Origin of the sequence: Castellaniella sp. (assembly GCF_049671645.1) — a bacterium.
Classification (GTDB): Bacteria; Pseudomonadota; Gammaproteobacteria; order Burkholderiales; family Burkholderiaceae_B; genus Castellaniella.
The window spans coordinates 129,425-142,405 of sequence record NZ_JBATVG010000024.1 but is presented as its reverse complement, the minus strand read 5'-3'; the positions used below and the strand labels follow the sequence as shown (position 1 = coordinate 142,405).

Annotated in this window: 10 protein-coding genes; 7 read left to right on the top strand and 3 right to left on the bottom strand. The window is 65.6% G+C overall.

Going from position 1 to position 12,981, the window contains the following annotated elements; translation table 11 throughout:
- The first annotated feature begins 3 nt into the window (after positions 1-3).
- Together WBG56_RS13190 and acs are read left to right on the top strand one after the other, a co-directional pair.
- On the top strand, positions 4-1,332 hold the full coding sequence (locus WBG56_RS13190) for an MFS transporter (RefSeq protein WP_424269050.1): 1,329 nt from the start codon (positions 4-6) through the stop codon (positions 1,330-1,332).
- A 123-nt stretch (positions 1,333-1,455) separates the two neighbouring features.
- Positions 1,456-3,435 carry an acetate--CoA ligase gene (acs, locus tag WBG56_RS13185; RefSeq protein WP_424269048.1) on the top strand — a complete coding sequence of 660 codons (1,980 nt, stop codon included), beginning with the start codon at positions 1,456-1,458 and terminating at the stop codon, positions 3,433-3,435.
- Positions 3,436-3,790: 355 nt separating this feature from the next.
- Here the strand turns inward: acs and WBG56_RS13180 are convergent, their stop codons facing one another.
- Together WBG56_RS13180 and WBG56_RS13175 are read right to left on the bottom strand one after the other, a co-directional pair.
- Positions 3,791-4,447: a MarC family protein gene (locus WBG56_RS13180; protein ID WP_424269046.1), complete on the bottom strand. Its 657-nt coding sequence runs from the start codon at positions 4,445-4,447 to the stop codon at positions 3,791-3,793.
- Positions 4,448-4,552: 105 nt separating this feature from the next.
- On the bottom strand, positions 4,553-6,199 hold the full coding sequence (locus WBG56_RS13175; protein ID WP_424269044.1) for an electron transfer flavoprotein-ubiquinone oxidoreductase: 1,647 nt from the start codon (positions 6,197-6,199) through the stop codon (positions 4,553-4,555).
- Between the two features lie 110 nt (positions 6,200-6,309).
- On the opposite strand from WBG56_RS13175, the gene WBG56_RS13170 reads away from it, so the two are divergent.
- From WBG56_RS13170 to WBG56_RS13155, 4 genes are read left to right on the top strand one after another with little or no spacing between them, the layout of a single operon-like run.
- A complete protein-coding gene (locus WBG56_RS13170) occupies positions 6,310-6,747 on the top strand; it encodes an acyl-CoA thioesterase (protein WP_424269042.1) in 438 nt (145 codons plus the stop codon).
- Between the two features lie 36 nt (positions 6,748-6,783).
- A complete protein-coding gene (locus WBG56_RS13165; protein WP_424269040.1) occupies positions 6,784-7,479 on the top strand; it encodes a CoA transferase subunit A in 696 nt (231 codons plus the stop codon).
- A gap of 11 nt (positions 7,480-7,490) precedes the next feature.
- Complete coding sequence (locus tag WBG56_RS13160; protein ID WP_424269038.1) at positions 7,491-8,144, top strand: CoA transferase subunit B; 654 nt, start codon at positions 7,491-7,493, stop codon at positions 8,142-8,144.
- 10 nt (positions 8,145-8,154) lie between these two features.
- Positions 8,155-9,963, top strand: a complete 1,809-nt coding sequence (locus WBG56_RS13155; protein WP_424269036.1) for an aminopeptidase P family protein — start codon at positions 8,155-8,157, stop codon at positions 9,961-9,963.
- 42 nt (positions 9,964-10,005) lie between these two features.
- Here the strand turns inward: WBG56_RS13155 and WBG56_RS13150 are convergent, their stop codons facing one another.
- Entirely contained in the window at positions 10,006-11,424 is a 1,419-nt protein-coding gene (locus WBG56_RS13150; protein ID WP_424269035.1) for a PLP-dependent aminotransferase family protein, read from the bottom strand.
- Between the two features lie 222 nt (positions 11,425-11,646).
- Here WBG56_RS13150 and WBG56_RS13145 point away from each other — a divergent pair, with 222 nt between their 5' ends.
- A complete protein-coding gene (locus WBG56_RS13145; protein ID WP_424269210.1) occupies positions 11,647-12,933 on the top strand; it encodes an aspartate aminotransferase family protein in 1,287 nt (428 codons plus the stop codon).
- Positions 12,934-12,981 lie beyond the last annotated feature (48 nt).

Below are 12,981 nucleotides of genomic sequence, written 5' to 3'. Positions count from 1 at the left end.
GGCATGGCGGATCGAGCATCCGCTTCCGGCCGCGCCAGCCCGCTGAAGCCCGGTGTCGGGCGTCGCGAGGTCTGGTCCTGGGCGATGTACGACTTCGCCAATTCCGGCTACACCACGGTCGTCCTGACGACGGTCTTCAATGCGTATTTCGTCGGCGTGGTGGCTGCCGGGCAGGCTTGGGGCACGCTGGCGCTGACCGGCGCGCTGTCGTTGTCGTATCTGATCGTGATGGTGTCCATGCCGTGGCTGGGCGCGCGGGCCGACGCTCGCGCCGGGCACCGCCGCCTGCTGTTCACCAGCACGGTGGGCTGCGTGCTGGCGACGGCCGTGCTGGCCAGCGTCGGACCCGGGGACATTGCCTGGGGCCTGTTCTGGCTGGCCGCGTCCAATGTGTTTTACTGCGTCGGCGAATCGGCGGTGGCGTCTTTCCTGCCTGGCCTGGCCCGCCCGGAATCCATGGGGCGCGTGTCGGGCTGGGGCTGGAGCTTCGGCTATTGCGGCGGCATGCTGGCGCTGGGGCTGGCCTTGTGGGTGGCCAGCGCCGCCGGGTCGCAGGGGCTGTCGGCCCAGGATTATGTTCCCTGGATCATGGGCTTGACGGCGGGTCTTTTCGCGCTGGCGGCAGTGCCTTCGTTTCTGTGGCTGCGCGAACCGGCCCGGACGACGGCGGCGCCGGCGCTGGCCGTATTTGCGCAACTGCGCCACGCCTGGCTGGAAACCCGTCGCGATTATCCGGATTTCCGCCGCTTGCTGATGTGCATCGCGTGCTATCAGGCGGGCATCACGGTGGTGATCACCTTGTCGGCCGTCTATGCCACCGAAGTCATGGGCTTCGACATGCGCCAGACCATGCTGCTGGTGTTCCTGGTGAACATCGCCGCCGCGGTCGGGGCCTTCGGCTTCGGCTACCTGCAGGATCGCATCGGACACAAGCGGGCGCTGGCCATCACGCTGTGCGGCTGGCTGGTCATGGTGGGGCTGGCGGTGTCGGCGCGCTCCCTGCCGGTGTTCTGGTCGGCGGCGGCCCTGGCGGGGCTGTGCATGGGCACCAGCCAGAGCGCGGGCCGGGCCATGGTGGGGGTGCTGGCCCCGGCGCGGCGGCCGGCGGAATTCTTCGCCCTGTGGACCTTCGCCGTCCAACTGGCGGCGGTGGTCGGGCCGCTGACCTATGGTCTGCTGGTGTGGCTGACGCAAGGCAACCACCGGGCGGCCTTGCTGACGACGGGGCTGTTCTTTCTGGCCGGCTTGTGGCTGCTGGGCCGCCTGGATTTCGCCCGGGGCCAGCGGGATCGCGATGCTTTCCGTCCGCCTGCGCAACCCCGGGAAATCTGATGGATGTCACGCATGGATGCCGCGCTTGCATTTGTCAGAATCAAGTAAGGCTCGTGCAGTACGGTAACAGGTAACACAATTCAAACATGATGTGAATCACATCACTCAAAAGGAGCGAGCGAAATGGCTACGGAGATTGAATCCATTCTGGTGGAAAACCGCGTGTTTCCGCCTCCGGCGGATCTGGTCAAGCAGGCCAACGTGTCCGGAATGGAAGGCTACCAGGCCTTGTGCGACGAAGCCAAACGCGATCCGGATGCGTTCTGGGCGCGCCTGGCCAATGAAAACCTGGTGTGGGACAAGCCCTTCACCCAGGTGGTGGACGACTCCAACAAGCCGTTCTACAAGTTCTATCCCGATGGCCAGCTGAACGTCTCGGCCAATTGCCTGGACAAGCACCTGGGCACGCCGGCGGAAAATCGCGTCGCTCTGATTTTCGAAGCCGATGACGGCAAGGTCACGAAGATCACCTACAAGGAACTGCACGCCCGCGTGTCGCAGTTCGCCAATGCGATCAAATCGCTGGGCTTCAAGACCGGCGAACGCGCCGTCATCTATCTGCCCATGTCGATCGAGGCCGTAGTGGCCATGCAGGCCTGCGCCCGCCTGGGCATCATCCATTCGGTGGTGTTCGGCGGTTTCTCGGCCAAGAGCATCCACGAACGCACGGTGGACGTCGGCGCCACGCTGATCATCACGGCCGACGCCCAGATGCGCGGCGGCAAGGCCATTGCCCTGAAGGGCGCCGTGGACGAGGCGCTGGCCATGGGCGGCTGCGAATCCGTGCGCAAGGTCATCACCTACAAACGCGCCGGTTCCGATGTCCAGTGGGATGCCGGCCGTGATCTCTGGTGGCACGATGCCATCCAGGGGCAGTCCACCGACTGCCCGCCGGTGCCCGTCGACGCCGATCATCCGCTGTTCATCCTGTACACGTCCGGTTCCACGGGCAAGCCCAAGGGCGTGCAGCATTCCAGCGCCGGCTTCCTGCTGTGGTCGCTGATGACCATGAAGTGGACCTTCGATTCCAAGCCGACCGACGTGTTCTGGTGCACGGCGGACGTGGGCTGGGTCACGGGCCACTCCTACGTCACCTATGGCCCCCTGGCCGCCGGGGTGACCCAGGTGGTGTTCGAGGGCGTGCCCACGTATCCGGATGCGGGCCGTTTCTGGAAAATGATCCAGGAACACAAAGTGTCGGTGTTCTACACGGCGCCGACGGCCATCCGCTCCCTGACCAAGCTGTCCGAGGCCGACCCCAAGGTCCACCCGAAATCCTTTGACCTCAGCAGCCTGCGCATCATCGGGTCGGTGGGCGAACCCATCAATCCCGAAGCCTGGGTCTGGTACTACAACAATGTCGGCAACCAGCGCTGCCCGGTGATCGACACCTGGTGGCAGACGGAAACCGGCGCCCACATGATCACGCCGCTGCCGGGCGTGACCCCGCTGAAACCCGGTTCCTGCACGCTGCCGCTGCCCGGCATCGATGCCGCCATCGTCGACGAGACCGGAGAGGAAGTCGAACGCGGCAAGGGCGGTTTCCTGGTCATCCGCCGCCCGTGGCCGTCGATGATCCGCACGATCTGGGGCGATCCGGAACGCTTCAAGAAAACCTATTTCCCGGAAGAGCTGAAAGGCTACTACCTGGCCGGCGATGGCGCCCAGCGCGACAAGGACGGTTATTTCTGGATCATGGGCCGCATCGACGACGTGCTGAATGTCTCGGGTCACCGCCTGGGCACGATGGAAGTCGAGTCCGCCCTGGTGGCGCACGAGCTGGTGGCGGAAGCCGCCGTGGTGGGTCGTCCCGACGCGACGACGGGCGAGGCCGTGGTGGCTTTCGTGGTGCTCAACGGCGCGATGCCGACCGGCGATGATGCCGTGGCGATGGCCAAGCTGCTGCGCGACTGGGTGGCCAAGGAAATCGGCCCCATCGCGAAGCCGCGCGAGATCCGTTTCGGCGAAAACCTGCCCAAGACGCGTTCGGGCAAGATCATGCGCCGCCTGCTGCGTGTGGTGGCCAAGGGCGAACCCATCACCCAGGACGTCTCCACGCTGGAAAATCCCGGCATTCTGGACCAGCTGGCCCAGGTGCGGTAAAGAGTGTTGAACGGCGCCCTGTGATCCAGGGCGGCGGACACAGCCAAAGAGGCGGGGGAATCCCCCGCCTCTTTTTATTGCCTGCTCGTTTGCTGGCGCAGCTGCCGAGGAGGGGCTAGCGGGTTCGCACCAGCTGGCGGCCCTTCGGGCTTCCCGGGTCTGCCTCGTACAGGCTGGCGGCGGACGAACTCGCCGCTGCGCGGCTCAGACACGTCCGCCGAAATCCCCAGCCTTCCCTTCGCCAGCACCCGGCGCCAGCCGACTGTGCGAACCCGCTAGCCCCTCCTCGGCAGCTGGAGCGGGTGGATGCCATGATCTGCGGCGATGGGGTGGGGGGGCGAGCGGCGATGTTTTCCTAGTGCGCCAGCCCGGGCAGCATGGCCTTGGCGCCGGCGAATACCATTTCCACGGCGATGGCGGCCAGGATGATGCCCATGATGCGGGCCATGATGACGCGCATCTTGGTGGACAGCAGGCGGCCGATCGAGGCTGCGAAATACAGCACGGCGAACAGGGCTGCCAGGACGGCCAGCAGCACGACGCTGAAGCTGACGATGCGGGCGGAATCCCGGGCCTGGGCGCTGTAGATGATCAGGGTCGCGATCGTGCCTGGGCCGATGATCATGGGGAAGGTCAGGGGATAGAAAGCCGGGTTGTCGTCCGTGCCCTCGGCAGCCGCGGCAGCGGTGTTGGCGCTTTTTTCCTGGGTGGCCCGTTCATGGGATGTGATCGGTTGCCCGTTGAGCATGGACAGGGCGATGCCGATCAGCACCATGCCGCCCGCCACCCTGAAGGAATCCAGGCTGACGCCGAAAAAGCTGATGATGTGGCTGCCGGCCAGGGCGATCACGACGCACATGACGGCGGTGTAGCCCAGGATGGCGACCGCCAGGTTGCGCTGTTCGGCCACGGATTTCTGCGCCGTCAGCGCCAGGAACAGCGGCAGGGTGATGAAGGGGTTCATGATGGCGAACAGCGCGCCCAGAAATTTGGTGGCGTATGCGATATCCATGGGGCGGTCCGCTGGGTCTTGCCGCTCGTGTGCTGGCGAGGGCCGAGGTCTGTGTGTGCTTGATGATGAAAAAGGGCGCTGCTCGAAGCAGCGCCCAGGGGCATTTTACATGCCGTTGTAGACCGGCCCTTCGCCGCCCTGGGGTGTGACCCAGACGATGTTCTGGGTGGGGTCCTTGATGTCGCAGGTCTTGCAGTGCACGCAGTTCTGGGCGTTGATCTGCAGGCGATCCTCGCCGGTCTCTGTCTTGACGAATTCGTAGACGCCGGCCGGGCAGAAGCGGGCTTCCGGGCCGCCGAATTTCGCCAGATTGACCTTGACCGGGACGGTATCGTCCTTCAGCGTCAGGTGGACGGGCTCGTTCTCGTCGTGATTGGTGTTTGAAATGAAGACCGAACTGAGCCGGTCGAACGTCAGTTTGCCGTCGGGTTTCGGATAGTCGATGCGGGCGCATTCGGCCGCGGGCTGCAGACAGGCGTGATCCGGCTTGGTGCGGTGGATGGTCCAGGGGATGTTGCCCTTGAGCAGCCATTGCTCGACGCCCGTCATCAGGGTGCCGACGGTGCGGCCTTTCTTGAACCACTGCTTGAAGTTGCGCGACTTGTTCAGTTCGGCATGCAGCCAGGACGACTCGAAGGCGGCCGGGTAGGCGGTCAGTTCGTCGTGGCCGCGGCCCGCGGCCAGGGCGTCGAAGGCGGCCTCGGCGGCCAGGGCGCCGGTCTTGATGGCGGAATGGCTGCCCTTGATGCGCGAGGCGTTGAGCACGCCGGCTTCGCAGCCCACCAGCGCGCCGCCGGGGAAGACCATTTTCGGCAGGGACAGCAAGCCGCCCGCCGTCAGGGACCGGGCGCCGTAGGCGATGCGCTTGCCGCCTTCGAAGATCGTGCGGATCGCCGGATGGGTCTTGTAGCGCTGGAATTCCTCGAAGGGCGACAGCCAGGGGTTGGCATAGTCCAGACCGACCACCAGACCCACGGCCACCAGGTTGTTGTCCATGTGGTACAGGAACGAGCCGCCGTAGGTGTCGGAATCCAGCGGCCAGCCGGCCGTGTGCATGACAGTGCCGGGACGGGCCTGGGCAGGATCGACTTCCCACAGTTCCTTCACGCCGATGGCGTAGCTTTGCGGGTCGCGGCCGGCATCCAGGCGGTATTTTTCGATCAGCTGGCGGCCCAGGTGGCCGCGCGAGCCTTCGGCGAAGATCGTGTAGCGGGCCAGCAGTTCCATGCCGGGCTGGTAGGCCTCGGTGTGGCTGCCGTCGCGGGCCACGCCCATGTCGCCGGTCAGCACGCCGCGCACCGCGCCCGATTCCGCGTACAGGATTTCGGCGGCGGCGAAACCGGGGAAGACGTCCACGCCCAGGGCCTCGGCCTGTTCGCCCAGCCAGCGGGTGACATGGCCCAGCCGAACGATGTAGTTGCCGTGGTTCTTGAAGCAGTCCGGCAGCAGCCAGGCCGGCGTGCCGCGGGAGCCCGATTCCGTCAGGAACAGGAAGCGGTCTTCCTGAACCTGGACGTCCAGCGGGGCGCCTTTTTCCTTCCAGTCGGGGATCAGTTCGCTGATTGCGCGGGGATCCATCACACAGCCTGACAGGATATGGGCGCCGATTTCGGCGGCCTTCTCCAGGACACAGACGCTGACGTCCTGGCCGCGTTCGGCGGCCAGTTGCTTCAGCCGGATGGCGGCGGACAGCCCCGCCGGCCCCCCGCCGACGACGACAACGTCATATTCCATGGATTCACGTTCAGTCATGATGGATGGCTCCCGTTTTCTGATACTTGGATTGCCGGCCATTGTATTGCAGATCGGTATACTGCACTTTCACCTTCGGACCTGTCCGCCCATGACCAAGGAGCCCTTCGATGCCTACGGAAGTCGTTGATATTCAAACACCTTCGGGAACGTTTGAAATCCGGGTCGAGGTCCTTTGGGGCGACATGGACGCCCTGCGCCACGTCAATAACGTGGCCTATTTCCGCTATTTCGAGGAAGCCCGCGTACGTTTGCTTTCCGCCATGGGGATGGGCGCCGCGCAGGGACGCTACGGCGTGCTGGCCCATGCCTCGTGTGATTTTCTCAAACCGCTGTTGTATCCTGCCTGTGTTGTCGTCGGCATGAAACTGCGGCGGGTCGGGCGCACCAGCGTCGAACTGGACTGCTGGATTGCCGATGCGGACGACCCCGGCGCCGTGCATGCCCGGGGGCGCAATGTACTGGTCTGCGCCGATGGCGCAACCGGTCGGCCGGTCCCCTGGACCGAGGCCGACCGGCGGATGCTAATGCGCTGTTTTTCAGCGTGAGTCGTGTTTTTCAGTTCGTCTCAAAGGAAACGTCGTATGGATAAAGTCTACGAAAGCGCTGCCGCTGCCTTGCACGGTGTCGTCGCCGACAATCAGATGATTGCCGTCGGCGGCTTCGGGCTCTGTGGCATTCCCGAAGCCCTGATCGCCGCGCTGCGGGATTCAGGGGTGCACGGCCTGACCTGCGTCAGCAACAATGCCGGGGTCGATGATTTCGGCCTGGGGCAGTTGCTGGCCACGCGCCAGATCAAAAAGATGATCGCTTCGTATGTCGGCGAAAACAAGGAATTCGCCCGCCAGTACATGGCCAATGAATTGGAGCTCGAATTCACGCCGCAGGGCACGCTGGCTGAAAAGCTGCGAGCGGGCGGGGCCGGCATTCCGGCCTTTTTTACGCCCACCGGGGTGGGCACCGTCGTGGCGGAAGGCAAGGAAACCCGCGAATTCAATGGCCGCACCTACCTGATGGAACGGTCGCTTGCGCCTGACGTGTCCCTGGTGAAGGCCTGGAAGGCCGACCGCAGCGGCAACCTGGTGTTCCGCCGCACGGCGCGCAATTTCAATCCCAATGTGGCGATGGCGGGAAAAATCACCGTGGCCGAAGTCGAGGAAATCGTGCCCACCGGCGCCTTCGATCCGGATGAAATTCACCTGCCGGGCATCTACGTGCATCGCGTCGTCCTCAATGCGCATCCTGAAAAACGCATCGAACAACGCACCATCCGTCAATAAGGGGACACTCAATGGCTTGGAATCGTGAAGAGATGGCGGCGCGCGCCGCCAAGGAATTGCAAGACGGGTTCTATGTGAACCTGGGTATCGGCCTGCCGACGATGGTGGCCAATTACGTGCCCGAGGGCATGGAAGTCTGGTTGCAGTCGGAAAACGGCCTGCTGGGCATCGGCCCGTTTCCGACCGACGATCAGGTCGATGCCGACCTGATCAATGCCGGCAAACAGACCGTCACCACACTGCCGGGCTCCTCGATTTTCGCCTCGGCCGATTCCTTCGGCATGATCCGGGGCGGCAAGATCAATCTGGCCATCCTGGGCGCCATGCAGGTGTCCGAAAAAGGCGATCTGGCCAATTGGATGATCCCCGGCAAGATGATCAAGGGCATGGGCGGCGCCATGGACCTGGTGGCCGGCGTGGGCAGGGTCGTGGTCCTGATGGAACACGTCGCCAAAGCCAAGGACGGCACCGAGTCCCTGAAACTGCTGCCCGAATGCACGCTGCCGCTGACGGGGGTGGGGGTGATCAATCTGGTCATCACCGACTTGGGCGTCATGGAAGTCACCGACGATGGCCTGCGCCTGACCGAACTGGCCCCGGGCGTCACCGTGGATGAAATCCGCGCCAAGACCGCCGCCAAACTGGACACATCGGCCGTCGCCTGAAGGACATATCGTGACTTTGCTGCACGCTCTCGCGGCGCCCGCCGACCGCATCGCCGCCTTGCGCGGCCAACTGGCCCTGGCGGGCCTGCAGGCCTGCCTGGTGCCCACTGCCGATCCGCACTTGTCGGAGTACCTGCCCGAACACTGGGCCGCGCGGGCCTGGTTGTCGGGCTTTGACGGTTCGGCGGGCAGTCTGCTGGTGACGGCGGATTTTGCCGGACTGTGGACCGACAGTCGCTATTGGACGCAGGCCGAAGCCCAATTGCAGGGCTCGGGCATCGTCCTGATGCGAGCCGGCGCGCCCGACGTGCCGGACATGCTGGACTGGGCCATGGATCATCTGGGCCGGGGCAGCCGGTTGGCGGTCGATGGCCGGGTGCTGGATCGCACCGCGGCCATGCGCTGGCAGGCCGGTCTGGACGCCGCCGGCATCGGCCTGGTCCTGAACCAGGATCCGGTCGGCGCCGTCTGGGCCGATCGGCCGGCGCTGCCTGCCGCCGCCGTATTCGAGCACCTGCCGCCGTATGCCTGCCGCAGCCGGGCCGATAACCTGGCCGCCGTGCGCGCCGCCATGCGGGACCTAGGCGCGGACCATCATCTGCTGTCCTCGCTGGACGACATCGCGTGGCTGTTGAACTTGCGCGGGGCCGATGTGGACTACAACCCCGTCTTCCTGGCCCATGCGCTGCTGGATGCCGACCGGGTGCGCCTGTATGTCGCGCCGGGCAAGATTCCGGCGGATCTGGCGGCGCGTCTGGCGGCCGATGGGGTCGAACTGTGCGATTACACCGCTTTGGCGGTGGATCTCGGCGGCCTGGCGGTGGATGCCGCGCTGCTGGTGGACCCCGCGAGGGTGACGGCCGGCACCCTGTCGCATGCGCCCCAGGCGAAATTGATCGAGTCCATCAATCCGTCGCAATTGCTGAAGTCCATCAAGAACGCCGCCGAGGCCGACAACATCCGCGAGGCCATGGCCCAGGACGGAGCCGCCCTGTGCGAATTCTTCGCCTGGTTCGAGGCCGCCTTGTCGGCGGGCGGGCGTGTCACCGAAATCGACGTCGACACTCATCTGTCGGCGGCGCGCGCCCGGCGCCCGGGTTTCGTCAGCCTCAGTTTCGCCACCATTGCGGGCTTCAACGCCAATGGCGCCATGCCGCACTATCGGGCGACGGACGCATCCCATGCGACGATCCAGGGCGACGGCCTGCTGCTGATCGATTCCGGAGGGCAGTACCTGGGCGGCACCACCGACATCACCCGTGTCGTGCCTGTGGGCACGCCGTCGGCGGCGCAGCGGGCCGACTACACCGCCGTGCTGCGGGCGCATATCGCCCTGGCGCGGGCGCAATTCCCCGTCGATACGGCTTCTTCCGTGCTGGATGCCATCGCCCGCATGCCCTTGTGGCGCAGGGGCCTGGATTACGGCCACGGCACAGGGCATGGGGTGGGGTATTTCCTGAACGTGCACGAAGGCCCTCAGTCGATTTCCGTGCGGGCCCATGCGCGGCCCCATCAGGGCATGCAGGCCGGCATGCTGACTTCCAATGAGCCCGGCCTGTACCGGGACGGGCAGTGGGGCATCCGCATCGAAAACCTGGTGCTGGCCGTGCCGGTGGCGCAGACGTCATTCGGGTCCTTCCTGGGGTTTGAAACCGTCACGCTGTGCCCCATCGACACCCGCTGCGCGGTGCGCGAATGGCTGTCGGCCGAGGAACTGGACTGGCTGAACGGCTACCATCGGCAGGTTCGCGAACGCCTGCTGCCGCTGGTGGATGGCGACGCTCGCGACTGGCTTCTGGCGCGCACCGAGCCGCTGTGACGGGCGCGACCGCGCGCCTTTGCAAGGGGCGCGGCGCTCTGATCATTCCGGGTGCCGCGCGGCCTCGCGAAAAAATTTCCACAGCGCCGGGTTGCTGGAATAGGCCACGTTGAACCGGAACCAGCCCTCGTCGCGCCTGTCCGGATAGAAATAGGCCCCCGGCGCCAGCCAGATGCCGACTTTCAGCGCCAGGGCGGCCAGCCCGATGGCGCCGCCGGGGTGAGCGGGCGCCGTGCGGGGGCGCGCCCACAGGAACAGGCCCGCGCCGGGTTCATGGGCGATGTCGAAGCCGGCCTCACGCATCATCTGGCAGGTCTGGTCGTGGGCATGGCCCAGGCGTTCCCGCACACTGCGCAGATAAGCGCCTTGCCGACCGTCCCGCAACACATGGCAGGCCGTGCGCTCCATGATTTCCGCGGAGGTCAGCCCCAGCGACATCTTGGTCTGGGCGCAGCGCCGCAACAGACCCGGCTCGCACAACAGGTATCCGACCCGCAGCGACGGCATGACGTTCTTGGCGAAACCCGAGACGTAGACGACGCGCCGCGTGCTGGCCAACGCGGCCAGCAGGGGCGCGGGCTCCAGCAGCAGTTCGCGCGAGACATCGTCTTCCACGACCAGCAGATCGTGGCGTTCCGCCAGTTGCAGCAGCCGGAAGGCGCCCGCCATGGTGAAACTGGCGCCCGTGGGGTTCTGCAGGACCGTGGTGACGAAGACCGCTCGCAGCGGATGGGCGACGGCCAGGGCGTCCAGGGTGCTTTCATCCAGCCCGTCCGGGGTGCGAGGCACCCCGTGCGCGGTGACGCCGTTCAGGGCCAGGATCTGCAGCAGATTGGCGTAGCAGGGGGTTTCGACGGCGACGTGGTCGCCGGGCTTCAAGACGGTCCGGATCACGATGTCCAGCGCTTGCGTGGCGCCGTGGGTCAGCAGGATCTGTTCGGCATCCGCCGTCAGACCGTAGCCGCCCAGGTAATGGGCGATGTGTTCGCGCAGAGGGTGGTAGCCCAACGGGTGTCCGTAGGACGCCATCTGGCCCACGGGCACGCGCGCGAGCTGGCGCAAGGCGTGCTGCAGGCCGGCTTCGTTATGCCAGTCGGGGGGCAGCCAGCCGCAGCCGGCCTTGATGGATATCGAATGGTCGGCGAAGACATCGGACAGCAGCCAGGCGGGACCCACTTGCGGCGCTTCCCAGGCGGCGGGCGAGCGGGCAGGGGCCTGGCGGGCGACGCGGTAGTCGATGCCGGGTCGGGACTGCAATTGTCCCCGGGCGGCCAGCCGGTTGTAGGCGGCCATGACGGTGAACGTGGACAGATGGTGATCGCGCGCGAACTGCCGGATCGAGGGCAGGGCCATGCCGGGGCGCAGGATGCGGCCGTGGATGGCGCCTTCGATGGCTTCCACCGTCTGGTCGACCAGGGTCTGGCCGTCCGGCGAGGGGCGCCTGGGAGTGAACAGAATCATGGCCTGTGCCTGCGGCGGTGAGGAATGATCGCCGCCCGGAATGCATGCCAATACGGCTGTCCCGGCGCGACCAATACAGTGATGGATTCATCCTACCACCGTGTCTGTCTTTTGCGCCACTGCTGGCCCAGAATGAATGCCATCCCTTCCTGTTCCTTGCCTTTGTGAGGTCATGTCATGAGTTCCGATACCGCAGTCGCGCTGGATTTGTCCCACTTGTGGATGCCGTTCACGGCCAATCGCCAGTTCAAGGCCCATCCGCGCCTGCTGGCGTCGGCCAAGGGGATGTACTACACCGCCACCGACGGCCATCAGATCCTGGACGGCACGTCGGGCCTGTGGTGCGTCAACGCGGGGCACGGACGCAAGCCCATCGTCGACGCTTTGCATCGCCAGGCGGAAAAGCTGGACTACGCGTCCAGCTTCAATATCGGCCACGAGGACTCCTTCCGGGCAGCGACCGAGGTCGCGGATTTGATGCCTGAGGGCATGGACCGCGTGTTCTTCACCAATTCGGGATCGGAATCCGTCGATACGGCGTTGAAGATGGCGCTGGCTTATCACCGCGCCCGGGGAGAGGGCCAGCGCACGCGCCTGATCGGGCGTGAACGCGGCTATCACGGCGTGGGGTTCGGCGGTATTTCGGTGGGCGGTATTTCCCCCAACCGCAAGGCGTTTTCCGGTGTCCTGCTGCCGGGGGTGGACCACCTGCCGCATACCCACGACCTGGAACACAACGCCTTTTCAAGGGGGCAGCCGGCCTGGGGGGGCGAGCATTTCGCCGATGCCCTGGAAAGCATCATCGCCTTGCATGATGCCTCCACCATCGCGGCTGTGATCGTGGAGCCCCTGGCCGGCTCCACCGGGGTCCTGCTGCCGCCCAAGGGTTATCTGGAAAGACTGCGGGCGATCACCGAAAAGCACGGCATCCTGCTGATCTTCGACGAGGTGATCACCGGCTTCGGCCGCCTGGGCGCGCCGACGGCCAGCGACTTCTTCGGTGTCAGACCCGACCTGATCACCTTCGCCAAGGGCGTGTGCAATGCCGCCGTGCCGGCGGGGGGCGTGGCCGTGCGCCGCGGAATCTACGACACGGTCGTGGATGCCAGCCAGGGCGGTATCGAGTTTTTCCATGGATACACGTTCTCGGCTCACCCCATGGCGACCGCCGCGATCCTGGCCACCCTGGGCATCTATCGCGACGAAGACCTGTTCAATCGCGCCAAGGGCCTGTCCAAGGCCTTCGAGGACGCCGCCCATGCGCTCAAGGGCAAGCGCCATGTGATCGACGTCCGCAATCTGGGCTTGGTGGCGGGAATCGAGCTATCGCCGCGTCCCGGCAAACCGGGCGCCCGCGCCGCCGAGGTCTTCGACAAGTGCTTCGACAAAGGGGTGCTGACCCGTTATACGGGCGACATCATCGCGATTTCGCCGCCGCTCATCATCGAAGAAAAGCAGATTGCGCAGATCTTCGAGACGATCGGCGCCGTCTTGGCGACGGTGGACTGAGGCGTGCGGCGGGTCCGTCGGAATTCGGATCTGCACATCGGTCCGGCA